The following is a 25,876-nucleotide window of genomic DNA, read 5'->3' as shown; positions in this document are numbered from 1 at the left end:
GCCGTCTGAAAAATTTCAGACGGCCTTTTAATCTGTTTATTGCTTATTTGATACTGGTACCGATACGACTGAGTTCGCCAAAGTTCATCCAAACGAAGAAGGCTTTACCGACGATCAGTTTGTCATCGACAAATCCCCAATAACGGGAGTCGGCGCTGTTGTCGCGGTTATCGCCCATCGCGAAATAACGGCTTTCAGGAACTTTACAGATAAAGCCATTGCCGTCTTCTGCGTATTCGCAATTTTCCAAACCGCTTGTTTCAAGCGAGTAATTGCTTTCAGGCATCACTTCGGAAGTATATTTGTTCAATACGGCAATAGATACGGAAGGCTGACCGGCCTCTTTGATAACGTCAAAATTTTTGCCGTTTAAGGCCGTCTGAAAACGCTCAAGCGTATGAATCATAGATGGATCGGTATCATCTGCGTATTGATAATTGCCATTTGGTTTTTCGGAAATAATTTCTCCGTTAACAGTCAAAACCTTATCACGGTATTCCACAACGTCGCCCGGAATACCGACGATGCGTTTGATGTAATTCATCTCAGGCTGAAGTGGGTAATTGAACACCACGACATCGCCTCGGGCAATGTTGCCGACAGGTATAATGACCTTATTCAAAATCGGCAGGCGGATCCCGTAAGAAAATTTGTTCACCAAGATAAAATCGCCTTTGACCAAGCCCGGACGCATGGAGCTGGACGGAATTTGGAACGGCTCGGCAATAAAGCTGCGCAACACAAAGATAACCAAGATGATGGGGAAAAAGCCGCCCATGTAGTCGGTAAAATGCGCATTGTCTTCGCCGGTTTCGCTTTTTTTCAGACGGCCTTTATGGATTGCCCAAACAATACCGGTGAACACGACAAACACCAGCAATACGGCGGTAAAGCTCATAAATTCGGACAAAATGCCGAATACGCCGACCATACACAGGAGATAACTCCATTGCAGGCCGGAGCTCCATTCGCCGTTTTTCTGACGCTCTTTACTGCTTTTGAAGTTGAGGACCAAGCCGGCCAGCAGTACAACGATTGCGCCTAAAGTCAGATTTATACTCATTATTTATCACTCACTTGCAGAATCGCCAAGAATGCGCTTTGCGGGATTTCCACATTGCCCACTTGTTTCATGCGGCGCTTACCTGCTTTTTGTTTTTCGAGAAGTTTTTTCTTACGCGTAATATCGCCGCCGTAACATTTCGCCAAAACGTTTTTACGCAGGGCTTTGACGTTTTCGCGTGCGATAATCTGGCTGCCGATGGCGGCCTGTACGGCAATATCAAACATCTGGCGCGGAATCAGTTCGCGCATTTTTGATGCCAGCTCTCGACCGCGGTGAACGGCGCTTTGACGGTGCACAATCAGACTCAGGGCATCGACTTTTTCGCCGTTGACCATAATATCGAGCTTAATCAAATCAGACGGTTGGAACTCTTTGAAATGGTAGTCCAACGAAGCATAACCGCGCGAAGTCGATTTAAGTTTGTCAAAGAAATCCATTACGACTTCGTTCATTGGCAAATCATAAGTCAGCATGACTTGACGGCCCATGTATTGCATATTGACCTGAACACCACGCTTTTGGTTACACAAAGTCATGACGTTGCCGACATATTCCTGCGGCACGAGGATGGTCGCAGTGATAATCGGCTCAAGAATGGTTTCGATGGTGCTGATTTCAGGCAGTTTGGACGGATTTTCAACTTCGATTTTCTCACCGTTTTTCAACACGACTTCATAAACCACCGTTGGCGCAGTGGTAATCAAGTCCATGTCGAACTCGCGCTCCAAGCGTTCCTGCACGATTTCCAAGTGCAACAGGCCCAAGAAGCCGCAACGGAAGCCGAAGCCCAATGCTTGGGAAACCTCAGGCTCAAATTTCAACGAAGCATCGTTCAGCTGCAATTTTTCCAAAGCGTCACGCAAGGCTTCATAGTCATGGCTCTCCACGGGGTAGAGACCCGCGAATACTTGGCTTTGTACTTCTTGGAAGCCAGGCAGCGGTTCAGAGGCAGGGTTGGCAACCAAAGTCACCGTATCGCCGACCTTCGCCTGACCCAATTCTTTCACGCCGGTAATTAAAAAGCCTACTTCACCGGCTTTGAGTTCTTGTTTTTGAACTGATTTCGGCGTAAAAACGCCCAGCTGCTCAACCTGAGTTTCCGCCTTAGTGCTCATAAAGCGCACTTTGTCTTTCAGCTTGATGGTGCCGTTTTTCACACGAATCAACATAACCACGCCGACATAGTTGTCAAACCATGAATCGACAATAACCGCTTGCAACGGCGCATTTTCATCGCCGGTCGGCGCAGGGATTTTGGCAATGATTTCTTCCAAAACATCTTCCACACCAATGCCGCTTTTGGCAGAACATTGAACCGCACCAACGGCATCAATGCCGATAATGTCTTCAATTTCCTGCTCCACGCGCTCGGGTTCTGCGGCAGGCAGGTCGATTTTGTTTAAAACAGGAACAACTTCCACGCCTAAATCAATCGCGGTATAGCAGTTCGCCACGGTTTGCGCTTCCACGCCTTGCGATGCGTCAACGACCAAAAGCGCGCCTTCGCAAGCTGACAGCGAACGGGATACTTCGTAAGAGAAGTCGACGTGTCCCGGAGTATCAATCAGGTTGAGCTGATACACCTGCCCGTCGCGTGCTTTATAGTTGAGCGCTGCGGTTTGCGCTTTAATGGTAATACCGCGCTCTTTTTCGATGTCCATGGAGTCGAGCACCTGCGTACTCATTTCGCGCAAATCCAAACCGCCGCAGTATTGGATAAAACGGTCGGCAAGCGTTGATTTACCGTGGTCGATGTGGGCAATAATGGAGAAATTCCGTATGTTTTTCATATTGTTATTAAGATAAATGCAATTAAAGTCGGAAAGGCCGTCTGAAAAAACAGGGATTCGGTTTTCAGACGGCCTTAGAATAAGGTTGAATCGTTCCGTATTCTAACGGAAATTCAACGCTTTTGCATGATTTTATAGCGATTTAACAATCTCGGTCACCATCTTCGCCGAGCTGACGGCAGCCGTTTTCAAAAACTCTTCAAAGCTGATGTCCGCTTTCTCATCTGCCGAATCGGATACAGCCCGAATAATCACAAACGGCACTTCCAACTGGTGACAGGTCTGCGCAATCGCCGCAGCTTCCATTTCTACTGCTTTAACGTCAGGGAAATGACTGCGGATTTCCGCAACACCTTCGCTGCTGTGCACAAAACGGTCGCCACTGACAATCAGGCCTTGCGTTACGGCCGCACCTTCAAACACTTGCGCCGCCTTTTCTGCTTGGCGAATCAGGTTTTCATCCGATGCAAACACAGCAGGAAGTTGCGGTACTTGCCCCCAAACATAACCAAAAGCCGTTACGTCAACATCGTGATGCGCCACAGTTTCGCCGATGACCACATCGCCGACTTTCAGCCCCTTACCCAAACCGCCTGCACTGCCGGTATTAATGACGCAATCCGGTGCAAACTGATGAATGACCCAAGAAGTCGAAACCGCCGCATTGACCTTACCGATACCACTCAAAACCAATACCATGCATTTTCCGGCCAATTCGCCTTCATATGCCGAGAATTTACCGAAGGACACATGTTTGACATTTGCCATGCTTTCACGCAAAAGCTCAATTTCCTGTTCCATTGCGCCGACCACGGCAATTGTTTGTACTGACATCTTGTTACCTTTCCATTCACTAATCGGGCAACATTATAACAGTAGAATTTAAAATCACAGGGATGCTAAAAAATCTGCTATATTCCCAGCACGACACTCAATTTAAAACAGATAGCCGCTCTAGCGGGCAAAACAGCAAATAATAATTGCTTCTGTTATAATTATTCTCAATAAAATAACTCTATTTTAAATACCTAAATTCTTATGTTTAACGAAAATACTCCGGACGCAAAAGAAGAATTATTCGCTTGGCTACGCCATATGAACAAATACAAAGGCTCCGACCTTTTCATTACCACCAATTTCCCGCCGGCCATGAAAGTGGACGGCAAAATTATGCGACTGAGCGATGAGCCGCTAAGTGCTGAAAAATGTATGGAAATCGCTTTTTCGGTTATGTCTTCCAAACAAATCGAAGAATTTTCTTCCACCAACGAATGCAACTTCGCCATCAGCCTGCCCGATACCAGCCGCTTCCGTGTCAATGCCATGGTTCAACGCGGTGCAACTGCTTTGGTGTTCCGCTCCATTACCAGCAATATACCGAAATTTGAAACGCTCAATCTGCCCCCTATTCTGAAAGACATTGCCCTCAGAAAACGCGGCCTGATTATTTTTGTCGGCGGTACAGGTTCGGGCAAGTCCACTTCCCTCGCCTCCCTTATCGACTATCGAAACGAAAACAGCTTCGACCACATCATTACCATTGAAGACCCGATTGAGTTTATCCACCAACACAAAAACTGCATCATCACCCAACGTGAAATCGGCGTAGATACCGAAAATTGGCCGATTGCGCTGAAAAACACCCTGCGCCAAGCGCCGGATGTTATCTTGATTGGCGAAATCCGCGACCGCGAAACCATGGACTACGCGATTGCCTTCGCGGAAACCGGCCATTTGTGTATGGCGACACTGCACGCCAACAGCACCAACCAAGCACTCGACCGCATCATCAACTTCTTCCCCGAAGAGCGCCGTACCCAGTTGCTGACCGACTTATCACTCAACCTGCAAGCCTTTATTTCACAACGACTGATTCCCCGTGAAAGCGGACGGGGTCGTGTGGCGGCGGTTGAAGTTTTGCTCAATTCGCCAATTATTGCCGACTTGATTCAAAAAGGCGAAGTCCACAACATCAAAGAAATGATGAAAAAATCAACCGGCATGGGCATGATCACTTTTGACCAAGCTTTGTATGATTTATATGAAAACGGCGATATCAGCTATCAAGACGCTATTAAAAATGCCGACTCCGCCCATGATTTACGCTTAGATATTCAATTACGAAGCCGTCGTGCACAAAATGCCGGTCCGGATTTAGAATTGATTTAACAGCTTCCAAGCATAAAAAAAGGCCGTCTGAAACCTCACTACGAGTTTCAGACGGCCTTTATTCCATCAAATAATCAAGCCTGTTTCAATTTTGCATCGGCATCACGCAATGCAGTACGCAGACCTTCCTCGATAACCGGATGGTAGAACGGCATATCCAGCATTTGCGGAATCGTCATCTTCATTTGATGCGCCCAAGCCATCAAGTGTGCCAAATGTTCGGCAGCAGGGCCGACAACTTCCGCACCAATGAAACGGCCGGTCGCTTTCTCAGCATACAAACGCATATGGCCTTTGTTTACCAACATAACGCGGCTGCGGCCTTGGTTTCGGAAGGAAACTTCTCCGATGACAAACTCATCAGGTTGATATTTTGCCGCAACTTGCGCATATTTCAAACCGATAGTGGCAATTTGCGGACTGGTGAATACCACGCCGATTACGCTACGGCGCAAACCGCCCTCAACATTCGGGAAAATAGCGGCATTGTGACCGGCAATTTTGCCTTGGTCGGAAGCTTCATGCAACAGAGGCAATTGATTGGACGCATCGCCTGCGATGAAGATGTGCGGAATGCTGGTTTGCATGGTCAACGGATCGGCAACAGGCACACCACGCGCATCTTTTTCGATATTCAGGTTTTCCAAACCGATATTGTCTACGTTCGGACGGCGACCGGCGGCAGCCAAAGCATATTCGGCATGGAACACACCTTTTTCGCCATCTTGTTCCCAATGAACTTCAACATTACCTTCAGCATCCAGTTTGACTTCGGTTTTGGCATCCAAATGCAAAGTCAACTCTTCACCAAAAACGGTTTTGGCTTCTTCAGCGACAACAGGATCGGAAATACCGCCAATGGCACCAGCCACGCCAAAAATTTCAACTTTTACGCCCAAACGGTGCAAAGCCTGACCCAACTCTAAGCCGATTACGCCAGGACCGAATACGGCCACACTCTTAGGCAGGGTATCCCAAGAGAAAACATCATCGTTCACAATCAAGCGATCGCCCAAAACTTCCCACTGAGGGAAAATCACAGGGCGCGAACCTGTGGCAATCACAAAACTTTTTGCAGTAATTTGAGTGTGGTCATCGATTTGGACGGTGTGTTCGTCAACAAATTTTGCCGTACCCATAATACGCTTGTCGGCAGGCCACTCTTCTACATCGCTGACTACAAAACCGACAAAACGGTCGCGTTCGGACTTCACTCGATGCATGACTTCTTCGCCGTTTACCGTTACGCTGTCTTTATCCAAATGCACGCCAAACGGATCAGTATGCAGAGCATGATGGCGCGCTTCCGCAGCCGCAATCAGCAATTTGGACGGCATACAGCCGACACGCGCACAAGTTGTTCCGAATACATTGTTTTCAATCAGGTAAACATTGTCTGTTTGAAGTCGGGCATTGCGAAATGCGCCCATACCGGCTGTACCGCCACCCAGCACTACCACATCTGCTTGAATCTTTTTCATATTTTATCCTTACTGTCTATATCCAAACCGATATTGCCATCAGGTTATCCGTTTTCAGACGGCCTAAACTTCATAAACTATCAAAATTTAAAAATTAATAGTCAATACCTAAATATCGATTTAAAACAATAATCTCAAATTCTATTTGTAAATATAGAGTTATTCAGAACGCCGATTTGCAAACGTCGTCTGAATAACTCTATATTTGGGTCTTTCAGACGGCTTTTTCAAGCCGTCTTAAGCATACAGGCAATTAGTTTTTAGCCAAGTAAGCTTCCAAGTCTTCGCTGCCGCCGATGTATTTACCGCCGATGAATACTTGAGGAGCAGTCATCTTGCCGGTAATAGCGCGTACGGAAGTAACAGTTGCATCTTTGCCCAATACGATTTCTTCGTAAGACAAGCCTTTGTCTTGCAGCGCTTTTTTAGCTTTAGCGCAGAATTGGCAGCCAGGTTTGGTGAAGATGGCAACAGACTCTTGAGCTTTCCAGTCAGGAGCAATGTATTTCAACATAGTGTCAGCGTCAGACACTTTGAAAGGATCGCCTGGTTCTTCAGGTTCGATAAACATTTTTTCAACCACGCCGTCGTTAACCAGCATGGAGTAACGCCAAGAGCGTTTGCCGAAGCCCAAGTCTTCTTTGCCAACCAACATGCCCATGCCTTCAGTGAATTCACCGTTGCCATCAGGGATCATGTAAATGTTGTCGGCTTCTTCTTCAGCAGCCCAAGCGTTCATTACGAAAGTGTCGTTTACAGATACGCAGTAGATTGCGTCAACACCGTTTTCTTTGAACGCACCAAACAATTCGTTGTAGCGTGGCAGGTGAGAAGAAGAGCAAGTTGGAGTAAATGCGCCAGGCAGAGAAAACACGACTACTTTTTTGCCTTTGAACAAATCATCAGTAGAAACATCTTTCCAAGTGTCGCCAACGCGAGTGCGGAATACTACGGAAGGTACTTTTTGACCGGTACGATCTTGCAAAGCCATTTTTAAGCTCCTTAAAAATTCGGGTTTGAGAAATGAATCAATGCTTGCATTCTAATGCAGGCCCATCGATTTGTATAATTTATAGTTCAAATAATATTAATTACATCAAACTATCAATTCAATTAAACCGAAAACAGCTATTCCTCTAAATGAAGGCTATCTGAAATAAAACAAGTGCCTGACTGAAATTATTTTTTAGGTAAGGGCTGAACGGGAGAATCCGAAGCCACAATTTCACCGATGGCTGTTTCCGCAATATCCTTCAAAGCATAGCGGTCTTTATCAGGCATATCTGTCGATTTGTACTGAGGCGAGAAATCCAAGCGGATACAGATTTTCTTCATAGAAACAATGCGCCATAAAGATTGAAGCAGGTTTACCTCCGCATAGGATGGCAGAACCGTCCGTTGTCCTTCGTCATCATAATATCGCAAAGTTACCGCCTGAATCGGCGCTTTCGCATCAATAGCCGATTGGAACAGGGCAGCTTTAAACGGCAAAATACCCAAGCCGGAAGAAGTACGCGCCTCAGGGAAGAAGCTGACATTCTGCCCTGCTTTCAATGCTGCACAAATCGCCTGATTAATCGGCTCGATATCTCGGCGGGAATTGCGGTTGATAAACACCGTGCCGGCATTTTTACCCATTTTTCCCAAAACCGGCCAACCGCTGATTTCCTGCTTGGCAATAAAACTGCTCGGATAAACGGCGCTCATGGCAAAAATATCCAACCAAGACACATGATTGGCTACCACCAAAGTACCACTCACATTTCCTTGAGGCGGTACGCCGATTTCCAATTCGATATCCAAAGCATCCAATGCGCCTTTTCCCAAAACAACCACCGCATGATTGCGTTCCTCTGCATTATTGCCATCGATGGCACGCAAATTCCGACCGGTTCGGAACAACCAAGCCGCCAAACGGCAAAGTCGGCTCAGACGTTTAAAAAAAGGAGCTTTTTGTTTAGACATAAAATTTCTTCTGTATTGTGTTCATTATGTTCAGACAGCCTCTGACATTTAAGGCCGTCTGAAACTATTTCTGGCAATTTGGACAATAAAATGTTCCACGCTGCCCCAAAGTTTCTTTAAAAATCAACCCGCCACATTGGACACAAGGCTCATTGTGGCGGCCATAGACCGTATATTCCTGCTGAAAGTAGCCGCTTTTGCCATCGCTATTGACAAAGTCCCGCAGCGTACTGCCGCCCGTTGCAATCGCCCTTTGCAGAACCGCTTTAACGGTTTCCACCAATAATACGCATTCTTTCTTGGTCAGCTTATTCGCCGGACGCAATGGCGAAATACCTGCCTTAAACAGACTTTCATTCGCATAAATATTACCGACACCAACCACCACTGCATTATCCATCAGCGCTAATTTGACTGCACGCTTTTGGTTTTTCAATTTCTGATACAGGTAATTTGCATTAAAATCATCCGAGAGCGGCTCCGGCCCCAGTTTTTCCAACAGCGGATGATGCTCGGCAATACCCTCATACCACAACACCGCACCAAATTTACGCGGATCGTGATAACGCAATACGGTACCGTCATCAAATGCAAAATCTAAATGATCATGTTTATCCGGCGTGGCGATGCGCTCATCATCGGCGGTAAAAATCCGCAAACTGCCGGACATACCCAAATGCATAAGTAAAATACCCGTTTCAAAAGTAACAATCAAATACTTCGCACGCCGGTTGCATGCCAAAACTTTGCGCCCGGCCAAAATTTGCGCCAAGTTCGGATGGATAGGCCATCTCAATTTAAACTGGCGAATAATGACTTTTTCTATCTTTTTGCCATCAATATGCGGCGCGATTCCGCGTAAAGTCGTTTCCACCTCAGGTAATTCAGGCATCATTATTCTCCAAATTCATCATTATCCATCATTATATATAGGTCGTCTGAAAACTATTCGGCCAAACGTGCCGTACTTAAAGCAACCGTATTGCCATCAAATGCAGATTCCAATTCAGGCAAAGGATGGACACCAATCAAATGTTTTGTTAAAACCACACCATACACCGCCGCACACTGCGGCCACCACCTATCCCCTGCCTTTTCCATAAACTGCCAAAATTTCAAAGCAGATGATGAATTCACAGCAGGCAGATAATCCATAAACTGCCCATATTCCATTTCAAAACCAATAGCGGCAGTTTTTCGTTTCAACTCAGCCAGAGCCAAGCATTGAGATTTCATAGGCAGTCTTTTGCCATCAAACCACGAGCTCAACCCCCACAAAGATTTAGGGTTAAACCCCGTCAAAATCAACCTACCCTCGGGTTTTAATATCCTAAATGCTTCTTGCAACACCAAATCGGCAGTTGAAATTTCCAAAAGATGGGGCATCAATAACACATCCACGGAATGCGTTTCAAATGCCAACATTTCAGCATCCATCCGCACATCGCGCGGCACCACAATCATATTTTCAGACGGCCTCTGCCATATGCCGCCCAATTGAACCACCACTTGGCCATTCAAATATTGCAAATGCCGTCTGAAAAAATCCTCCTCTTTTTGAGCAAGATATTGCCCCATTGGCGTTTGCATAAAAAAAGTTTCCATTAAATGCTCCCCTATGCATCCCGACTTGTGTGACAGAATTTTAACACCACGACCACATCATACACGCAAATTCCCTGCCCGACTTGACGTTTGAATGCTGAAACGATACCATCGAAGGGACAAAATTTTATTATATATTTGATAACTCTATTTACTATGGCAAAACTAAAAACCATCGTTCTGACCGTTTCAAGCCTGTCGGCAGTTTCCGCCACAGCCTACGCGCAAAACGCTACGCCCAACCAAGTCGGCATGGCAATGATGCGCCTCAACTCTTCCCTGCTCGACCAAGCCAAAGCACAAACCTTCGGCTCTGGTAGCTTGTGGGCATCATTACGTAAAGACTTCCGCATTAACGAAGTCAACACAGAACTGGTTCGCCGCCATGAAAACAAATTTGCTGCAAACAGCGCATATTTCGACCGCACCATCTCCCGCAGCAAACCTTATATGTACCATATTGCCAATGAAGTTAAAAAACGCAATATGCCTGCTGAAATCGCTTTGCTGCCTTTCATTGAAAGCGCATTTGTAACCAAAGCCAAATCACACGTCGGCGCATCCGGCCTGTGGCAATTTATGCCGGCTACCGGCCGCCACTTCGGCTTGGAAAAAACGCCTTTGTATGACGGCCGCCACGACGTTTACGCTGCTACCGATGCCGCATTAAACTACCTGCAATACCTGCACAGTATGTTCGGCGACTGGTCTTTGGCCCTTGCCGCTTACAACTGGGGCGAAGGTAACGTCGGCCGTGCCGTAAACCGTGCCCGTGCGCAAGGTTTGGAACCAACATACGAAAACCTGCGTATGCCGAACGAAACACGCAACTACGTTCCCAAACTTTTGGCCGTCCGCAATATCGTCGCCAATCCGCAAACTTTCGGCATGAATATCAGCGAAATCAGCAATCAGCCGTATTTCAAATCTGTCAGCATCGACAAACCTATCGATAACAGCACAATCGCTCGCTTTGCAAACATCAGCGAAAGCGAACTGTTGGCACTCAACCCAGGTTTCAATGCCCCGGTATTTATCCCTAAAAATAATCGTCGTCTGTTATTACCGGTTTCTGCGGTTTCCGCATTTGAGAAGAACTACCGCAATGCCAATCCAGATACCCTGATGTCTTGGGATATTTATACTTCTTTGGGCAACAAAAAACTTAATGCCATCGCCAACGATACCGGCATGAGCGTAGCCGAACTCAAGCGCCTCAATGGCCTGAGCGGTAGCGCCATTTCTGAAGGCCGCAGCATTTTAGTGGCTAAAAACTCAGCTATCCAAAGCCAAGACATTATTAACTTTATTGACAAAGACAATACGCCGGATACTTACCAATCCAATATGCCGGCCATGTCTCCGATTATTGCTTCCAACGTAGCAGAACCGGTTAAAGTCGCTCAAACTACCGTGACCAATATTGTTGCACCTGTTGTTCCTCAGTCCACTAAACCGGTTGACTTTATTGCACACAGCAAAACTGAAAACGTTACTTCCGTAGCGATAACAGAAACCAAAGAGCAGCCTCAAGTTGCAAGTATAGAAATGACCGCCCCAGTTGTAGCCATGGTCCATACTGCTATTGAGCCTGCTACCACAAATGTTGCAGAAGCACCCAAAGCGGCTATCCCTGCCGACTTGACTGCACCGACTGTTGCCGCAAACGATGTAGCCCCTTCTCCAGCAGTTGAATCTGTTGCTGCTGCGCCGGTTCAAGAAGAGCATGATGACCTGATGGCTTTGGTACAAAGCCGACCTGCGGAGGAACCTGCAGCGACTGTTGCTGAAGCGACTCCTGAAACCAAACAAGTTCAAACTGTTGTCACTGCTGAAAACGCTCGTACAGAACGTATCGCAGCCAATACCGTTAAACAACAAAGCCGAATCAATGCACGTCTTGCCCGTGTAAGTGGTCAACAAAACACACAAACTGCAGCACTTGCAGCAGGCACACACCGCGTGGAAGATGGCGATACATTGTTTAACATCTCCAAACGTTACAACTTGAGCGTAGCCGATTTGATTATTGCCAACAACATCAAAGGCAACAATATCAAAAAAGGCCAAATCCTCCGTGTTACAGCTGCTCCGGTAAAAGTCCGCAGCAACCCGATTCAAAACGTTTCCTACACTGTACGCAAAGGCGATACTTTGAACACCATTGCCAGCCGTTTCAATGTTGATGTTAATGATATTCGTCGTTGGAACCGCAATACCCGTACTGTGACCCCTGGTCAACGTTTGAAACTGATTGGTAGCTAATACTTGCTTCAAAACAAAGGCCGTCTGAAATATTCAGACGGCCTTTTTCTTTATGATAAATAATCAATTCAATTTTTAAAAACAAAATAGCTATATAAGCATCTGTTCAATAACTACCACATAGAAAAAAGAGTGTGCAAAAACACACTCTTTTTCAAACAGATTGCCATCAAATTTTACTCTTAAAACCTGCATTCAAACATATAAATTCCGTATAAACATCACTATGCCGGTGAAAAAGCATCACAGAAAAAGGTATTTTCCGGTAAAGCACATTTTTGAGTCAGCAAAATTTGCGCACTCTCCGTCATGGCTGGTGACCCGCAAGCATAAACTTCATATTGGCTCAAATCAGGATAATTTTGTGCGGCAACATTTTGCACGTATCCATTCTCCCCTTTCCAATCGGAATCAGGCTTAGAAAGAACAGGCGAGAATTTCGCATTTTTCAGACGGCCTATTAATGCTTCTGCTTCTTCCAATGCATACAAATCCTCCTGTTGACGTGCTCCCCAGTAGAAATGAACTGGACGTTCGCTATTCTGATGAATCAAATCAAGCAAAATACTGCGGATAGGTACGTAACCTGTACCTGTTGCCAACAAAATAATCGGTTTATCGCCGTCCTTTTGCAAAGTAAACGTACCCAATGGGCCTTTAACGCGGACAATACCTTTTTCTTTGATCTTAGGCTCTACACCAAAAATCATTTCCGAACATACGCCGTTTTCACGTTTACGGATATGCAGCTCCAACACGCCTTCTTGGTCAGGCGAATTGGCGATTGAATAGCTGCGGCTGATATTGCCAGGAAGCAGCAAATCAATATATTGTCCGGCATAAAATGCAAATGACGGCGCTTTAGGTAAAGCCAATCTTAACAAAGCAACATCATGTTTGATTTCAATCGTTTCGATGCGTACAGGCAAAGTACGCACCGGTAAAGCATTCGGATTAAACCCAGGCACATTGATTTTCAGGTCACTCTTCGCAGTAGTGCAGCACAATAACACTTTACCCTGCGCTTTTTCTTCTGCGCTGATGGCTTTATCGATATGCTCGCCCATTTCAAATTCGCCACTCATCAACTCGGCCTTACATTGTCCACAGGCGCCACTTTTACAAGAATGGGGCAGATTTAAATTCTGACGGGTCGCAGCAGCAAGAACGGTTTCATCATCGTTTGCCGTAAATGTTATTTGATCTGATAAGGTAATAGTATGTGTCATGGTATTTTTAGAATAATTTTAGAATCAAAAATAAAGGCCATCTGAAAAATAAGACCTATTTTTCAGACGGCCTGTCCTATCCATCAAGCTAATTTAGCTTTAATCAACTCTTGAACTTGAGCCGGATTAGCCTTGCCTTTACTTGCTTTCATCACTTGACCAACAATCGCATTCAAGGCTTTCTCATTACCGGAACGGAATTGCTCAATGGCTTTCGCATTGTTTGCCAACACTTCATCCACCATCGCTTCAATTGCACCAGTGTCAGTAATCTGTTGCAAACCATGTTTTTCGATAATTTCGGCAATACCTGCTTCAGGCTCGGTCCACATTGCTTCAAAAGCTTTTTTCGCCAATTTGCTGCTTAATGTTCCGTCTGCAACTTTAGCAACCAACTCGGCAAGGCGTGAAGCCGTAATCGGGCTTTCAGCTAATTCCAAACCTTCTTTGTTCAAAGTAGCAGCAAGCTCGCCGTTCATCCAGTTCGCCGTCAATTTACCTTGGCCGCAGGCTTTGGCCGCTTCTTCAAAATAGGCAGCTTGGGCGCGGCTGGCAGTCAACAGGCGCGCATCATAGTCAGACACACCGTAATCGGCAACAAAACGCGCCGCCATTTCATGCGGCAATTCAGGCATTTGCTCTTTGGCTTTCTGCAATTGGCCGTCTGAAATAATGACAGGCAGCAAATCCGGATCTGGAAAATAGCGGTAATCGTGCGCATCTTCTTTCAAACGCATCACACGGGTTTCACCTTTTTCAGGGTCAAACAACATGGTTGCCTGCTGTACTTTACCGCCGTCTTCCAAAATTTCGATTTGCGCTTCCACTTCATAATTGATGGCTTGTTCCAAGAAGCGGAAAGAGTTGAGATTTTTGATTTCACGGCGTGTACCGAACTCCGCCTGACCTTTTGGACGTACAGAAACGTTGGCATCAACACGGAACGAGCCTTCCGCCATATTACCGTCACAAATATCCAGCCAAGTCACCAAACCGTGCAGCGCTTTAGCATATGCCACAGCTTCGGCTGCAGAGCGCATTTCAGGCTCGGAGACAACTTCCAATAAAGGCGTACCGGCACGGTTCAAGTCGATACCGGTCGCACCGTTCAAACCCTCGTGCACGGATTTACCCGCATCTTCTTCCATGTGCGCACGGGTAACATTGATGGTTTTAACCTCATCGCCCACTACGATTTCCAGTTTACCGTGTTCAACAATCGGCAAATCCAACTGGCTGATTTGATAGCCTTTTGGCAAATCAGGATAAAAATAGTTTTTACGGTCGAACACGTTTTTCTGATTGATTTTCGCATCCAAAGCCAAACCGAGTTTGATGGCTTTTTCGACGACTTCGCGGTTCATTACCGGCAATACGCCCGGCAACGCACACTCAACCACGCTGGCGTGGGCATTAGGCTCGGCACCGAATGCAGTGGATGCGCCGCTGAAGATTTTGGATTGGGTGTTGAGTTGGACGTGGATTTCCAGTCCGATTACGGTTTCCCAAGTCATAAGGGTCTTTCTGTCGAAAAAAAGTTAATCGGTTAAATGAGTGATTCGTTTTTCAGACGGCCTGAATAAAAAAACAATAACAGGCCGTCTGTAAGATAAGTTTATTTCCTGCGGCGTTGGAAACCGGGCAGTTGCCAATGGAAACGGTATGCAGTCAGGCGAAACAACAATCCACCAGCAAAGAGCAGGTTTAACGTAAAAATATTAATCCAGCCCAAATGTCCGAACAGATAAATCAGCCCGCCAATCAAAATAGCCACGCTGCCGTAAAGGTCGGTGCGCAAAATCATCGGCACATCATTGACCAAAATATCGCGCGCAATACCGCCACCAACAGCAGTCACAAAAGCCAAAGAAATAACGCCGAACAGATTGAGCTGCAAGGCCATACCGATTTGTGCACCGGTAATGCTGAACGCAGCCAAACCAATGGCATCGGCAATAATAAAAGCAGCGGCCAAATAGGTGCTGCGATAACGTTGCACCCTTATCAACCATGCAATGGAAAGCGTAGCAAACACAACAATCAGCGCATCGGTTTGCAAAAACACTTGCGGAATCCGGCCGACCAAGCCATCGCGTATCATGCCGCCGCCGACAGCCGTCAGTAACGCAGTAATGACGACACCGAGTACATCCAATCGCTTGTTGTAGCCGACCAAATAGCCTGAAATGGCAAACGCAGCTGTCCCAATGATTTGAATGAAGTCGGTGGCTGTCATAATTTTTTAAATATCTACAATATGCAGCACCTCAATACATTCAGGCGCTTTTATATGGTTTATTTTCAGACGGCCTTGAATCATCAAGGCCCTAAAACATTATTCCGGCGCTTTGGTGTGCCAATCGCTGCTCAGCTGAACTTGATGTGCGGCACCCAAAATTTTGGCTTCGGAGAAATAGTTGCCGATAAATTGCACACCAATCGGCAGACCGTTTGCGCTGAAACCGGCAGGCAGAGTCAGTGCAGGCAAACCGGCAAGGTTCACGGCGATGGTGTAAATATCGGATAAGTACATTTGCACAGGGTCGTGAATGTCGCTGCCGAGTTTTGGCGCGGCAGTCGGTGCAGTCGGCGCCAAAATGAAATCACATTGACCAAAGGCCGTCTGAAAATCATTGGCAACCAGACGACGCAGTTTTTGCGCTTTCAGATAATAAGCATCGTAGTAACCATGACTCAATACATAAGTACCAATCATGATACGGCGTTTGACCTCGCTACCGAAACCTTCGGCACGAGTATTGCTGTACATTTCTTCCAAATCGCCGAATTGCGCTGCACGATGGCCATAACGTACGCCGTCAAAACGGGACAAGTTGGTACTTGCTTCCGCAGAGGCGAGAACGTAATAAGCGGGAATCGACAATGATGTTTGCGGCAGGGAAACTTCAACAGTCTCCGCGCCTTGTGCTTTGAGCAAATCAATAACGCTTTGCAAGGCCGTCTGAACATCGGCATCCGCGCCTTCGCCGAAATATTCTTTAGGCAAACCGATTTTCAAACCTTTGAGTGGCTTGTCCAAATCACGGGTGTAGTCTTCTTTGTCGCGTTCCAAGCTGGTGGAATCACGCTCGTCAAAGCTGGCCATGGCGTTCAACAAAATCGCGCAGTCTTCGGCCGTTTGCGCCATAGGGCCGGCTTGGTCGAAGCTGGAAGCATAAGCAACCATACCGAAACGTGAAACCGTACCGTAAGTCGGCTTGATGCCGGTAATACCGCAATGCGACGCAGGCTGACGAATAGAACCGCCGGTATCCGAACCCAACGCAGCCGGTGCCAAACGTGCCGCAATCACAGCAGCCGAACCGCCTGACGAACCGCCGGGAACATGTTCAAGATTCCACGGGTTTTTGGTTGCGCCGTAGAACGAAGTCTCATTGGTCGAACCCATGGCAAACTCGTCCATATTGGTACGGCCAAGGGTCACCATGCCGGCATCCAACAGGTTTTGCACCACAGTGGCAGTATAAGGAGAAACAAAGTTATCCAACATTTTGGAACTGCATGCACTGCGCCAACCTGTTTGGCAGAAAATATCTTTGTAAGCAACCGGCACACCGGTCAAAGCCGTTGCATTGCCGGCTGCGATACGCGTATCGGCTGCTTTGGCCTCAGCAAGGGTCTTATCTTGATCGATGGTAACGTAGCCGTTGATGGCAGGGTTTTTCGCAGCAATAGCGGCCAAATATTCGGTCGCCAATTCGACTGCGGAAATTTGTTTGGATTGCAGCAGGCTGCTGGCTTGTTTGAGCGTGTAAGCGGTCATTGTGCCGTACTTTCTATAAAACAGTTTTTGCTTTCAAAACAGATATTGAAAACATCCGTTTAAATCAATAAATCGGGCCGTCTGAACAAAGTATCCTTTCAGACGGCCTTGCAATAGGGGTTTGCCGATAAGCAAAGTCCGTCTGAAACCTTATTCTTCAATTACTTGAGGAACGATATACAGACGGTTGCGCACTTCTGGGGCAACAGCCTGATATTCTGCAGCGTGATCGGTTTCAGTCACTTTATCTTCGCGTAGGCGCAAAGCGGCTTCGTGCGGATGCGCCATGGGTTCGATGCCGTCGGTATTGACGCTTTGCATGTTTTCAACCATGGCGAAAATGTCGTTCAACTCGGCAAGCGTTTTGTTTTTTTCTTCGTCCGTTAAAGTGAGGCGCGAGAGTTTTGCGATTTTTTCCACATCATTTAAGCTTAAAGCCATAAAAAATCCTTGTCTGATAGCAATGCCTCTTAGGTTTGGGGTATCATTGCATTTCGTCTTCTATGAAGCGAAGAATTATAACCGAAAACCAAACAGGTTGGCATGGTGTTTTGATTCAGACGGCCTTTTAAGGGCGCATTTATCCGTCTAAAACCGTGTACCTGTTTTTCTTATTTTAAATACTGCTTAAAGCATCCGGACTGGGCCGGAATTTCAGGAATCCTAATGTTTCGTCTTTTATCTCGTTTCCTCTCCAATGATATTGCCATCGATTTGGGCACGGCCAACACGCTGATTTTTGTACGCGGCAAAGGGATTGTTTTGGATGAGCCGTCCATGGTTGCGATTCAATCCGGTGCAGGCAATAAAAGTAAAATTATGGCGGTGGGCACGGAAGCCAAAAAAATGCAGGGCCGTGCGCCACGCAATATTGAAATCGTCCGCCCGATGAGGGACGGCGTGATTGCCGATTTTGTGATTACCGAGCGTATGCTGGGTATGTTGATTAAAAAAGCCACCGAAGGATGGTCTTTGGTTCCACCTCGTGTGGTTATCTGTGTTCCGGGCGGCTCTACCCAAGTGGAACGTAAAGCGATTTTGGATTCGGCGTTTGCCGCCGGCGCGGCAAGCGTGCATTTGATTGAAGAACCGATGGCCGCCGCTTTGGGCGCAGGCTTGCCGATTGAAGATGCGGCAGGTTCGATGATTGTCGATATTGGTGGCGGTACGACTGAAATCGGCATTCTTTCACTGGGCGGTATGGCCTATTCTGCTTCTGTCCGCGCAGCCGGCGATGAATTCGATAAAAGCATCATCCATTACCTGCGTCGCCATCGCGGTGTCTTGATTGGCGAAGCTACAGCCGAAGAATTGAAGAAACAAATCGGCTCTGCCTCGGGCTTTGAAACCGAAACAGCCATGCGCATTAAAGGCCGTGATCTGGCTGAAGGCACGCCTAAATCCTTGGCAGTTACTTCAGATGAAATCCGTGAAGCATTGAGTGAAACGGTAAATCAAATCATCCGTGCCGTCCGTCTGGCTTTGGAACAGGCTCCGCCCGAATTGGCTGGCGACATCGCCGACCGCGGTATTATGCTGACAGGCGGCGGCGCGCTTCTGCACGGTATCGATACCGTCTTGGCCGATGCAACCGGCCTGCCCGTCGGTATTGCCGACCAACCTCTGAACTGCGTTGCCTATGGTGCCGGTAAGGCTTTGGACTATATCGGCAAATGGGATACCGTGTTTACGGAAAACCCATAAGGTAGATGGTTATGGAACGCTCTTCTTTGCGCTTTGACGAGGCAAAAGGCTCTAAGCTGTTGCCTCGTTTTGTCGTTTATATCGCTCTAGCTGCCGGCCTGATGGTGGCAGATTACCGCTTTTCATTGATGCAGCCTGTACGTGCGGCAGTCATGCCCATGCTCTACCCTGTTCAATGGCTGGCCAATCAACCTGTTCAACTTTATCAATATTTTGCCGAACTCTCCCAGTCCAAATCCGAGCTCTTGGAACAAAACCGCCAGCTTATGGAAGAAAATGGCCGTCTGAAAATCGATTTGCAGCGGGATAAAGTCAATACCGATGAATTGCGAGAATTAAAAAAACTGTACGGTTTGCAACAAAAAGGTATTCACAACGTTATCGGTGCGGAAGTCATTTCCAATGGCAAAGATCCGCTTTCCGAAAGACTGATTATCGGCAAGGGCAGTCAAGACGGCTTGAAAGTTGGCGATGCAGTCATCGATCAAAGCGGTTTGATCGGCCTGTTGACACAAGTTCACACACAAAGTGCAGAAATTGGGCTGATTTCAGGCGGACAAAGCATTGTCCCCATAGCCGTCAGCCGCACCGGCGAACGCAACTTGGCATACGGCAATGGCAACGGTTTGGATTTGCGCTATTTTCCAACCGGCTCAGACTTGAAACCCGGCGATATTCTGCTGACTTCCGGCCTGGATGGTACTTATCCGGCGGGGATTCCCGTTGCAACCGTCAGCAAGGTTGTCCGCGCATCGGGAACACCTTATTACGATACGCAACTGACGCCTTTGGCCGCTTTACGCAGCAGCCGTTTTGTCTTGGTACTTTCTTCCGGCCCTTCTTCCCCACGCTGATTTCATGAACGATTTTGACGATTCTTACCGTGCAGTACCGCTGCACATCATGGCGGCCAGTCTCATTGTGATGATGATACTGGACTTTATGCCGTTTTCCTTTGACGGATTCTTCTGGCTGCCTGAAATGACGGCACTGATGTTGCTGTATTGGGCATTGCACCAACCGCAACGCGCAGGCATGGGACTGGCTTTTGCCATCGGTCTGATTGTCGATGCAGCAACCGCCGCGACTTTGGGATTACATGCCCTGTCTTACGTCGTGATGACTTATTTCATCTTAAACCGCCGCCGCCAAATCATGCTTTACGGCCATATTATGCAATTGGCCGCTGTCTTGGCTGCGCTGCTTCTCAATCAGGCCGTCTTAACTGTTGCCCGTCTGTTCCTCAATCATCAGGTCATTACTTTGCAAGGCTTTGTTGCCCCATTTGTCGGCGCATTGCTTTGGCCGATACTCAGCCAGCTGATGCTGATCGTGACCCGTATTTACCGCTCCCACTGAAAAGATGAAACCGATTCTTCCACGCCGTCTTTCCGGTGGTCAACATACCAAAAAACCTTCCGCTCAGGCAGCACAAACCGATGCTTTGTTGCGCCTGCTCGTTGCCTTTATCCTGATTGTCATCTTCTTTTCCATCTTGCTGGCGCGGTTCTTCTACCTGCAAGTGACTCAACACAACGAGTTTTCCGGTCAGGCATCGAGCAACCGCATTACCCTGATTCCAACGCCACCCGTACGTGGCGAAATCGTCGACATCAACGGCGTTCCTTTGGCCAAAAACTATCCAGTCTTTTCGCTCGAAGTTATTCCCAGCCGCATCGAAGGCAAGATGGAAGATGTCATTGAAGCATTGAAAAAATACGTCGATATCACGCCGACAGATTTAAAACGCTTCAAAAAATACCGAGAAAGCTATCGAAAATTTGAAAATATCCCGCTCAAACTTAGGCTGACCGATGAAGAGGCCGCCCGTTTGTCCGTACATCTGCGCGAATTCAAAGGCGTAGAGGTCAATTCACGCACATTCCGCGAATATCCTTACGGCAAGCTGACTTCCCATTTTTTAGGCTACATCGGCCGTATTAGCGATAAAGACAAAGAAATGCTGGAAGAAGAAGGCCTGACTGCCCTCTACCGCGGCAGTACGCATATCGGCAAATCCGGCTTGGAAAAATATTACGAACACCAGCTTCATGGCGTTCCAGGCTATCAAGAAGTCGAAAAAGACGCTTATGGCAACATCGTCCGCGTATTGAAAAATGTTCCGTCCAAAATGGGGCAAACCTTACGCCTAGGGATGGATATCCGTATGCAGCAGGAAGCCGACCGAATCTTGGGCGACCGCCGTGGCGCATTGGTGGCTATCAATCCGCAAGACGGTACCGTATTGGCTTTTGTTTCCAAACCTTCCTTCGATCCCAACCTCTTTATTGACGGCATCGACAGCGATACTTGGAAAATGCTGAATGACGATTGGAAAAAGCCTTTGATCAACCGCGTTACCCAAGGCCTCTATCCGCCTGGCTCTACATTCAAACCCTTTATGGGCATGGCTTTGTTGGAAAGCGGCAAAATCACTCAAAACACTATCGTCCCCGCCCCCGGCGCATGGAGTATACCCGGCAGCCGCCATATTTTCCGCGACTCTGTCCGAAGCGGTCACGGCTCTGCCAACTTGAGCAAAGCCATTCAAGTATCCTCAGATACCTTCTTCTACCGCTTGGGTTACGAAATGGGTATCGACAAAGCCTCTCCGTATCTGGCGCAATTCGGTTTCGGCCAAAAAACCGGTATTGACCTGCCTAGTGAATATGTAGGCGTTTTGCCCAGCCGCGAATGGAAGGCTAAACGCTTTGCCAAATCTTCCGACCCGACTGCCAAAGAATGGCGTGCCGGCGAGATGGTTTCCGTCAGTATCGGCCAAGGCTACAACGCCTACACGCCTTTGCAAATGGCACATGCGACAGCCTCTCTGGCCAACAACGGTGTTGTTCATCAGCCGCATTTGGTCAAAGAAATATTGGATTTCGGCGCGCGCAAAATTACCCGCATCAATCCTAATCCCGAACGTCAAATTCCGTTCAAAGCCGACAACTTCGAATACGTCAAACGCGCAATGGAGAAGGTATTGAAACCGGGCGGTACGGCACACCGTATCGGTGGCGGACTTGCTTACACAATGGGCGGTAAAACCGGTACGGCCCAGGTCGTACAAATCAAACAGGGCGGCCGCTACAATGCCGCAGCCCTGCGCGAACAACACCGCGACCACGCATGGTTTATCTCGTTTGCGCCATTGGAAAAACCTGAAATTGCCATTGCCGTTATTTTGGAAAACGGCGGCTGGGGTGCGTATGCCGCGCCATTAGCCCGTGAAATGACTGATTTTTATATGCTTCACGTCAAGCCGCAACAGTTTTCAGACGGCCTCGAAACAGATTCGGCCAAAACTGAAAAAACTGATAAACATCAGCCTATTCCTAGCATTTTCCAATCCGCCTACGGACTGACGCCGACAAGCCCTGCCTCACAGCCGGAGGTTCATCATGAATAACACATCAGCGTGGAAAAACTTCAAATCCACCATTGCAGCCCCGATTGACCCTTGGCTGTTTTTTGCCATGCTCGCCATCTACATCATGAGCCTGTTTTTGCTCTATTCTGCAGACGGGCAAGAGTTCGGCCAATTGGAAAACAAAACCATCCATACCGTTTTGGGCTTTACCCTTTTATGGATTATTGCTGTATTTAAGCCGCAAACGGCTGCCAAAGTTGCCTTGCCTGTTTATATTGTCGGCGTATTACTGCTGATTGGCGTCGAAGTTGCCGGCGTTACCGTCAACGGCTCGACCCGTTGGCTGAGTCTCGGCTTTACCCGTATCCAACCTTCCGAAATCATGAAAATCGGTATTCCCATGACTGTCGCGTGGTATTTCCAACGCTATGAAGGCCGTCTGAAATGGATACATTATATTGTCGCCCTCGTGCTGATTCTTGTTCCTGTCGCCCTGATTTTGAAGCAGCCCGACCTCGGTACGGCCGCGCTGATTATGGCTTCGGGTATTTTTGTCATCTTTTTTGCCGGATTGCCCTGGAAAGCCATTTTTGTCGCTATTATTGCCTTTGTGGCCGCCCTGCCGCTCTTGTGGAACTACGGCATGCATGACTACCAGAAAACCCGCGTCCTTACCTTGCTCGACCCAACCAAAGACCCGTTAGGTGCAGGCTACCACATCATCCAATCCATGATTGCCATCGGCTCGGGTGGTGTATGGGGTAAAGGCTGGCTCAACGGTACGCAAACCCATTTGGACTATATTCCCGAATCAACGACTGACTTTATTTTCGCGGTATTCGGTGAAGAGTTCGGCCTGATTGGCAATATCCTTTTACTGCTGGTTTACCTTATCATTCTGGCACGCGGATTGTGGATTGCCGCGCAAGCGCAATCCCTTTACAGTCGTACTTTGGCAGGTGCGTTGACCATGACCTTTTTCTGCTATGCCTTTGTAAACATGGGCATGGTCAGCGGTATTTTGCCCGTTGTCGGCGTCCCCCTCCCCTTGGTCAGCTACGGCGGTACGGCTACGCTTTCCATCATGGTTGTACTCGCCCTGTTGATGGGTATTGCCAACGAACACAAAAACCGTCGCCGCCGTAATGCGGATAACGATAACCTAACTGAAAGCGAGGAATAATATGGAACTGGGTGTAGAAATCGGCAAGCTGCTTGTGGCATTTCTCGTGCTGATTAATCCTTTCAGCGCGCTCTCAATTTATCTTGATCTGACACAAAACCACAGCACCAAAGAAAAGCGCAGAATCGCGCGTACTGCCGCATTGGCCGTTTTCATCGTAATCATCGTCTTTGCACTGAGCGGCGGTATCTTATTGAAAGTACTCGGCATCAGCGTCGGCTCTTTCCAAGTCGGCGGCGGTATTCTGGTTTTACTGATTGCCATCTCCTTAATGAACGGCAACGATAATCCTGCCAAACCCAAAATTGATCCCCATTCAGAAGAACATCAAAGTGCGCAACAAGTCCGCCGCAATGAAAAAGCGATTGCCGTCGTACCCATTGCCATTCCGATTACCATCGGTCCTGGCGGTATCTCCACTGTCATCATTTATTCCTCTGCCGCCAAAAATTACAGCGATATTGCCCTGATTATCATCTCCGGCTTTTTGGTCAGCCTGATTTGCTATTTCATTCTGGTCGTGGCCGGACGCATCAGCAAACGCTTGGGCACTACCGGCCTGACCATCCTCAACCGCATCATGGGCATGATGCTTGCCGCCATTTCCGTAGAGATTATTGTTGCCGGCTTAAAATCTATTTTTCCCCAATTGGTCGCTTGAAGTACAATCATCACAATAAAAGGCCGTCTGAAACATTTTCAGACGGCCTCATAAAAACATAAAAACAAAGGAGCCAACCATGTTTCACAGCACCCATGTCTTCACCGGAGAAACCATTTACAGCAGACCGGCGCAAAGCTATACCGAGTTCACCGACGAATTAAACCGCCTCCAAACCCTTCAGCAAACCTTCACCCAATCAAGCATTACCGAGCGCACCGCCCTCTTACAGCAATTTGCCGACAGCCTTACCCAAAACCAAGAACGCCTTGCCGAAATGGTTTGCGAAGAAGTCGGACGCTGCCTGCACGAATGTCGTGCCGAAATCAGCAAATCCATCGAGCTTATCCGCTACTACGTCCGCCTTGCCCCCGAACTGCTTGCCCATAAAACCATCGCCACCCAAGCCAGCCTCAGCCAAGTCCGCTTCGAGCCTTTGGGCGTTGTTTTGGCGGTCATGCCGTGGAACTATCCTGTTTGGCAGATTTTACGATTTGCCATCCCTGCCCTGTGCGCCGGCAATGCCTGCGCGGTCAAACCTGCGCCCAGTGTCGCCCGCGTCAGCGAAACCCTCTTCAGTCTTGTCCCCAAAGGTTTGCCGCTTATCGGCGCATGGTTAAGCCATGAAGACACGCTTCAAGCCATTGAAGATACCGATGCCATGGCATTTACCGGTTCGACCCATACGGGCCGCCTGCTGGCCGCCCATGCAGGCAAACATCTGAAAAAAACCGTCCTTGAACTGGGCGGCAGCAATCCGTTTATCATCCTGCCCGATGCCGATCTGCAACGCGCAGCCATCGATGCCTGCTATTCGCGCTTTCGCGATGCCGGGCAATCCTGCAACGCCGCCAAACGCATCATTGTTACCCAAGATATTGCCGAACAGTTTATCCCGCTCTTTCTTGCCGAGTGTGCCAAACTGCAAACCGGCAATCCCAAAGACCCGAACACCACCCTTGCCCCGCTTCACCGCCAAGACCTGCGTCAAACCGTACACGAGCAGGTTCAAGATGCAGTTGCACATGGCGCGCAATGCTTGAGCGGCGGCTATATCCCTGAGGGAGAAAGTTGGTTTTACCCTGCTACCGTATTGGATCAGGTCAACCCAAACTGCCGCGTGTGGCACGAAGAAGTCTTCGGCCCGGTTGCCATGATCTTACGCGCCGACAATCCGGATCATGCCGTCGCACTTGCCAATGACACACCTTTCGGCCTCGGCGCCTGTATCTACACAGCGGACACAACAAACGCATGGCAATACGCCGAAAAAATCCAGGCGGGCTCTGTCTTTATCAACCGCCACACCAGCAGCGACCTGCGCCTTCCCTTTGGCGGTGTCAAAGCTTCAGGCTATGGACGCGAGCTATCAGAATTTGGACTGTACGAGTTCGTCAACGTCAAAACCTATTGGCAAAAATAAACCGTTTCATCAACTCAGGCCGTCTGAAAACCCGATTTCAGACGGCCTGATGTTGTTTTTAAAAAAATATTGTATTTAATCCCGTACAAACCCTGCAAAGTCAAAGCCGCTCAAAAATAAGAAACCTGAGACCTTTGCAAAAAAGCCCTTCCCCCGACAGCCGAAACCTAAACAAAGA

Annotated in this window: 22 protein-coding genes; 9 read left to right on the top strand and 13 right to left on the bottom strand. The window is 47.9% G+C overall.

What is annotated here, in order from left to right; translation table 11 throughout:
• Positions 1 to 43: 43 nt before the first annotated feature.
• From lepB to HMPREF3047_RS05665, 3 genes are all read right to left on the bottom strand, one after another.
• Positions 44 to 1,063: a signal peptidase I gene (gene lepB / locus HMPREF3047_RS05675; RefSeq protein WP_070712525.1), complete on the bottom strand. Its 1,020-nt coding sequence runs from the start codon at positions 1,061 to 1,063 to the stop codon at positions 44 to 46.
• Entirely contained in the window at positions 1,063 to 2,856 is a 1,794-nt protein-coding gene (gene lepA / locus HMPREF3047_RS05670) for a translation elongation factor 4 (protein WP_070646796.1), read from the bottom strand. Before lepA ends, lepB begins: the two co-directional genes overlap by 1 nt.
• A 132-nt stretch (positions 2,857 to 2,988) precedes the next feature.
• Positions 2,989 to 3,690 carry a 5'-methylthioadenosine/adenosylhomocysteine nucleosidase gene (locus HMPREF3047_RS05665; protein WP_070584126.1) on the bottom strand — a complete coding sequence of 234 codons (702 nt, stop codon included), beginning with the start codon at positions 3,688 to 3,690 and terminating at the stop codon, positions 2,989 to 2,991.
• A gap of 204 nt (positions 3,691 to 3,894) precedes the next feature.
• Between HMPREF3047_RS05665 and HMPREF3047_RS05660 the strand changes: the two genes are divergently transcribed.
• On the top strand, positions 3,895 to 5,025 hold the full coding sequence (locus HMPREF3047_RS05660; RefSeq protein ID WP_070584124.1) for a PilT/PilU family type 4a pilus ATPase: 1,131 nt from the start codon (positions 3,895 to 3,897) through the stop codon (positions 5,023 to 5,025).
• Positions 5,026 to 5,099: 74 nt separating this feature from the next.
• On the opposite strand, the gene HMPREF3047_RS05655 is transcribed toward HMPREF3047_RS05660, so the two are convergent.
• From HMPREF3047_RS05655 to HMPREF3047_RS05635, 5 genes are all read right to left on the bottom strand, one after another.
• Complete coding sequence (locus tag HMPREF3047_RS05655; RefSeq protein ID WP_070584122.1) at positions 5,100 to 6,506, bottom strand: dihydrolipoyl dehydrogenase; 1,407 nt, start codon at positions 6,504 to 6,506, stop codon at positions 5,100 to 5,102.
• Between the two features lie 253 nt (positions 6,507 to 6,759).
• Positions 6,760 to 7,497 carry a redoxin family protein gene (locus tag HMPREF3047_RS05650; protein WP_003747251.1) on the bottom strand — a complete coding sequence of 246 codons (738 nt, stop codon included), beginning with the start codon at positions 7,495 to 7,497 and terminating at the stop codon, positions 6,760 to 6,762.
• Positions 7,498 to 7,685: 188 nt separating this feature from the next.
• Entirely contained in the window at positions 7,686 to 8,471 is a 786-nt protein-coding gene (locus tag HMPREF3047_RS05645) for a 1-acylglycerol-3-phosphate O-acyltransferase (RefSeq protein ID WP_070712523.1), read from the bottom strand.
• Positions 8,472 to 8,535: 64 nt separating this feature from the next.
• The gene (gene mutM / locus HMPREF3047_RS05640; RefSeq protein ID WP_070712751.1) at positions 8,536 to 9,363 is read right to left on the bottom strand and encodes a bifunctional DNA-formamidopyrimidine glycosylase/DNA-(apurinic or apyrimidinic site) lyase; all 828 of its coding nucleotides are present in this window, start codon (positions 9,361 to 9,363) and stop codon (positions 8,536 to 8,538) included.
• Between the two features lie 53 nt (positions 9,364 to 9,416).
• The gene (locus tag HMPREF3047_RS05635) at positions 9,417 to 10,076 is read right to left on the bottom strand and encodes a class I SAM-dependent methyltransferase (protein WP_070712522.1); all 660 of its coding nucleotides are present in this window, start codon (positions 10,074 to 10,076) and stop codon (positions 9,417 to 9,419) included.
• 156 nt (positions 10,077 to 10,232) lie between these two features.
• Here HMPREF3047_RS05635 and HMPREF3047_RS05630 point away from each other — a divergent pair, with 156 nt between their 5' ends.
• Positions 10,233 to 12,341: a LysM peptidoglycan-binding domain-containing protein gene (locus HMPREF3047_RS05630; protein WP_070712520.1), complete on the top strand. Its 2,109-nt coding sequence runs from the start codon at positions 10,233 to 10,235 to the stop codon at positions 12,339 to 12,341.
• A 224-nt stretch (positions 12,342 to 12,565) separates the two neighbouring features.
• Here HMPREF3047_RS05630 and HMPREF3047_RS05625 read toward each other — a convergent pair whose 3' ends face one another.
• From HMPREF3047_RS05625 to gatC, 5 genes are all read right to left on the bottom strand, one after another.
• Positions 12,566 to 13,570 (bottom strand): FAD-binding oxidoreductase, encoded by a 1,005-nt coding sequence (locus HMPREF3047_RS05625; RefSeq protein ID WP_070712518.1) that lies wholly within the window; start codon positions 13,568 to 13,570, stop codon positions 12,566 to 12,568.
• An 83-nt stretch (positions 13,571 to 13,653) separates the two neighbouring features.
• The gene (gene gatB / locus HMPREF3047_RS05620; protein WP_070712516.1) at positions 13,654 to 15,084 is read right to left on the bottom strand and encodes an Asp-tRNA(Asn)/Glu-tRNA(Gln) amidotransferase subunit GatB; all 1,431 of its coding nucleotides are present in this window, start codon (positions 15,082 to 15,084) and stop codon (positions 13,654 to 13,656) included.
• Positions 15,085 to 15,185: 101 nt separating this feature from the next.
• A complete protein-coding gene (locus HMPREF3047_RS05615; protein ID WP_070712514.1) occupies positions 15,186 to 15,806 on the bottom strand; it encodes a trimeric intracellular cation channel family protein in 621 nt (206 codons plus the stop codon).
• A 99-nt stretch (positions 15,807 to 15,905) separates the two neighbouring features.
• Positions 15,906 to 17,354, bottom strand: a complete 1,449-nt coding sequence (gene gatA, locus HMPREF3047_RS05610) for an Asp-tRNA(Asn)/Glu-tRNA(Gln) amidotransferase subunit GatA (protein ID WP_070712512.1) — start codon at positions 17,352 to 17,354, stop codon at positions 15,906 to 15,908.
• Between the two features lie 150 nt (positions 17,355 to 17,504).
• Positions 17,505 to 17,795 (bottom strand): Asp-tRNA(Asn)/Glu-tRNA(Gln) amidotransferase subunit GatC, encoded by a 291-nt coding sequence (gene gatC / locus HMPREF3047_RS05605; RefSeq protein WP_003685110.1) that lies wholly within the window; start codon positions 17,793 to 17,795, stop codon positions 17,505 to 17,507.
• Between the two features lie 225 nt (positions 17,796 to 18,020).
• Between gatC and HMPREF3047_RS05600 the strand changes: the two genes are divergently transcribed.
• The 7 genes from HMPREF3047_RS05600 (at position 18,021) to HMPREF3047_RS05570 (ending at position 25,698) form a co-directional block, all read left to right on the top strand.
• Complete coding sequence (locus HMPREF3047_RS05600; protein WP_070712510.1) at positions 18,021 to 19,058, top strand: rod shape-determining protein; 1,038 nt, start codon at positions 18,021 to 18,023, stop codon at positions 19,056 to 19,058.
• A gap of 11 nt (positions 19,059 to 19,069) precedes the next feature.
• Entirely contained in the window at positions 19,070 to 19,912 is an 843-nt protein-coding gene (gene mreC, locus HMPREF3047_RS05595) for a rod shape-determining protein MreC (protein ID WP_070712508.1), read from the top strand.
• 4 nt (positions 19,913 to 19,916) lie between these two features.
• Positions 19,917 to 20,417, top strand: a complete 501-nt coding sequence (gene mreD, locus HMPREF3047_RS05590; RefSeq protein ID WP_049336486.1) for a rod shape-determining protein MreD — start codon at positions 19,917 to 19,919, stop codon at positions 20,415 to 20,417.
• 4 nt (positions 20,418 to 20,421) lie between these two features.
• Positions 20,422 to 22,470 (top strand): penicillin-binding protein 2, encoded by a 2,049-nt coding sequence (mrdA, locus tag HMPREF3047_RS05585; protein ID WP_070712506.1) that lies wholly within the window; start codon positions 20,422 to 20,424, stop codon positions 22,468 to 22,470.
• A complete protein-coding gene (gene rodA / locus HMPREF3047_RS05580) occupies positions 22,463 to 23,614 on the top strand; it encodes a rod shape-determining protein RodA (RefSeq protein ID WP_070712504.1) in 1,152 nt (383 codons plus the stop codon). The genes mrdA and rodA overlap by 8 nt, the downstream gene beginning before the upstream one ends.
• Position 23,615: 1 nt before the next feature.
• A complete protein-coding gene (locus HMPREF3047_RS05575; protein WP_049328611.1) occupies positions 23,616 to 24,275 on the top strand; it encodes a MarC family protein in 660 nt (219 codons plus the stop codon).
• Between the two features lie 79 nt (positions 24,276 to 24,354).
• On the top strand, positions 24,355 to 25,698 hold the full coding sequence (locus HMPREF3047_RS05570) for an aldehyde dehydrogenase family protein (protein ID WP_070712501.1): 1,344 nt from the start codon (positions 24,355 to 24,357) through the stop codon (positions 25,696 to 25,698).
• Positions 25,699 to 25,876: the final 178 nt, after the last annotated feature.

Origin of the sequence: Neisseria sp. HMSC075C10 (assembly GCF_001815615.1) — a bacterium.
Lineage (GTDB): Bacteria > Pseudomonadota > Gammaproteobacteria > Burkholderiales > Neisseriaceae > Neisseria > Neisseria subflava_A.
Note: the sequence above shows the minus strand (reverse complement) of the source record. Positions and strands in the feature narration are given on the sequence as shown.

Coding starts and splice junctions, on each gene's coding strand:
- HMPREF3047_RS05635 (WP_070712522.1), bottom strand. CDS start 10,076: ATGGAAACTTTTTTTATGCAAACGCCAATGGGGCAATATCTTGCTCAA.
- HMPREF3047_RS05655 (WP_070584122.1), bottom strand. CDS start 6,506: ATGAAAAAGATTCAAGCAGATGTGGTAGTGCTGGGTGGCGGTACAGCC.
- lepA (WP_070646796.1), bottom strand. CDS start 2,856: ATGAAAAACATACGGAATTTCTCCATTATTGCCCACATCGACCACGGT.
- gatC (WP_003685110.1), bottom strand. CDS start 17,795: ATGGCTTTAAGCTTAAATGATGTGGAAAAAATCGCAAAACTCTCGCGC.
- HMPREF3047_RS05645 (WP_070712523.1), bottom strand. CDS start 8,471: ATGTCTAAACAAAAAGCTCCTTTTTTTAAACGTCTGAGCCGACTTTGC.
- HMPREF3047_RS05665 (WP_070584126.1), bottom strand. CDS start 3,690: ATGTCAGTACAAACAATTGCCGTGGTCGGCGCAATGGAACAGGAAATT.
- gatB (WP_070712516.1), bottom strand. CDS start 15,084: ATGACTTGGGAAACCGTAATCGGACTGGAAATCCACGTCCAACTCAAC.
- HMPREF3047_RS05660 (WP_070584124.1), top strand. CDS start 3,895: ATGTTTAACGAAAATACTCCGGACGCAAAAGAAGAATTATTCGCTTGG.
- HMPREF3047_RS05630 (WP_070712520.1), top strand. CDS start 10,233: ATGGCAAAACTAAAAACCATCGTTCTGACCGTTTCAAGCCTGTCGGCA.
- HMPREF3047_RS05570 (WP_070712501.1), top strand. CDS start 24,355: ATGTTTCACAGCACCCATGTCTTCACCGGAGAAACCATTTACAGCAGA.
- HMPREF3047_RS05615 (WP_070712514.1), bottom strand. CDS start 15,806: ATGACAGCCACCGACTTCATTCAAATCATTGGGACAGCTGCGTTTGCC.
- rodA (WP_070712504.1), top strand. CDS start 22,463: ATGAATAACACATCAGCGTGGAAAAACTTCAAATCCACCATTGCAGCC.
- mreD (WP_049336486.1), top strand. CDS start 19,917: ATGAACGATTTTGACGATTCTTACCGTGCAGTACCGCTGCACATCATG.
- mrdA (WP_070712506.1), top strand. CDS start 20,422: ATGAAACCGATTCTTCCACGCCGTCTTTCCGGTGGTCAACATACCAAA.
- mutM (WP_070712751.1), bottom strand. CDS start 9,363: ATGCCTGAATTACCTGAGGTGGAAACGACTTTACGCGGAATCGCGCCG.
- lepB (WP_070712525.1), bottom strand. CDS start 1,063: ATGAGTATAAATCTGACTTTAGGCGCAATCGTTGTACTGCTGGCCGGC.
- HMPREF3047_RS05575 (WP_049328611.1), top strand. CDS start 23,616: ATGGAACTGGGTGTAGAAATCGGCAAGCTGCTTGTGGCATTTCTCGTG.
- HMPREF3047_RS05650 (WP_003747251.1), bottom strand. CDS start 7,497: ATGGCTTTGCAAGATCGTACCGGTCAAAAAGTACCTTCCGTAGTATTC.
- gatA (WP_070712512.1), bottom strand. CDS start 17,354: ATGACCGCTTACACGCTCAAACAAGCCAGCAGCCTGCTGCAATCCAAA.
- HMPREF3047_RS05625 (WP_070712518.1), bottom strand. CDS start 13,570: ATGACACATACTATTACCTTATCAGATCAAATAACATTTACGGCAAAC.
- mreC (WP_070712508.1), top strand. CDS start 19,070: ATGGAACGCTCTTCTTTGCGCTTTGACGAGGCAAAAGGCTCTAAGCTG.
- HMPREF3047_RS05600 (WP_070712510.1), top strand. CDS start 18,021: ATGTTTCGTCTTTTATCTCGTTTCCTCTCCAATGATATTGCCATCGAT.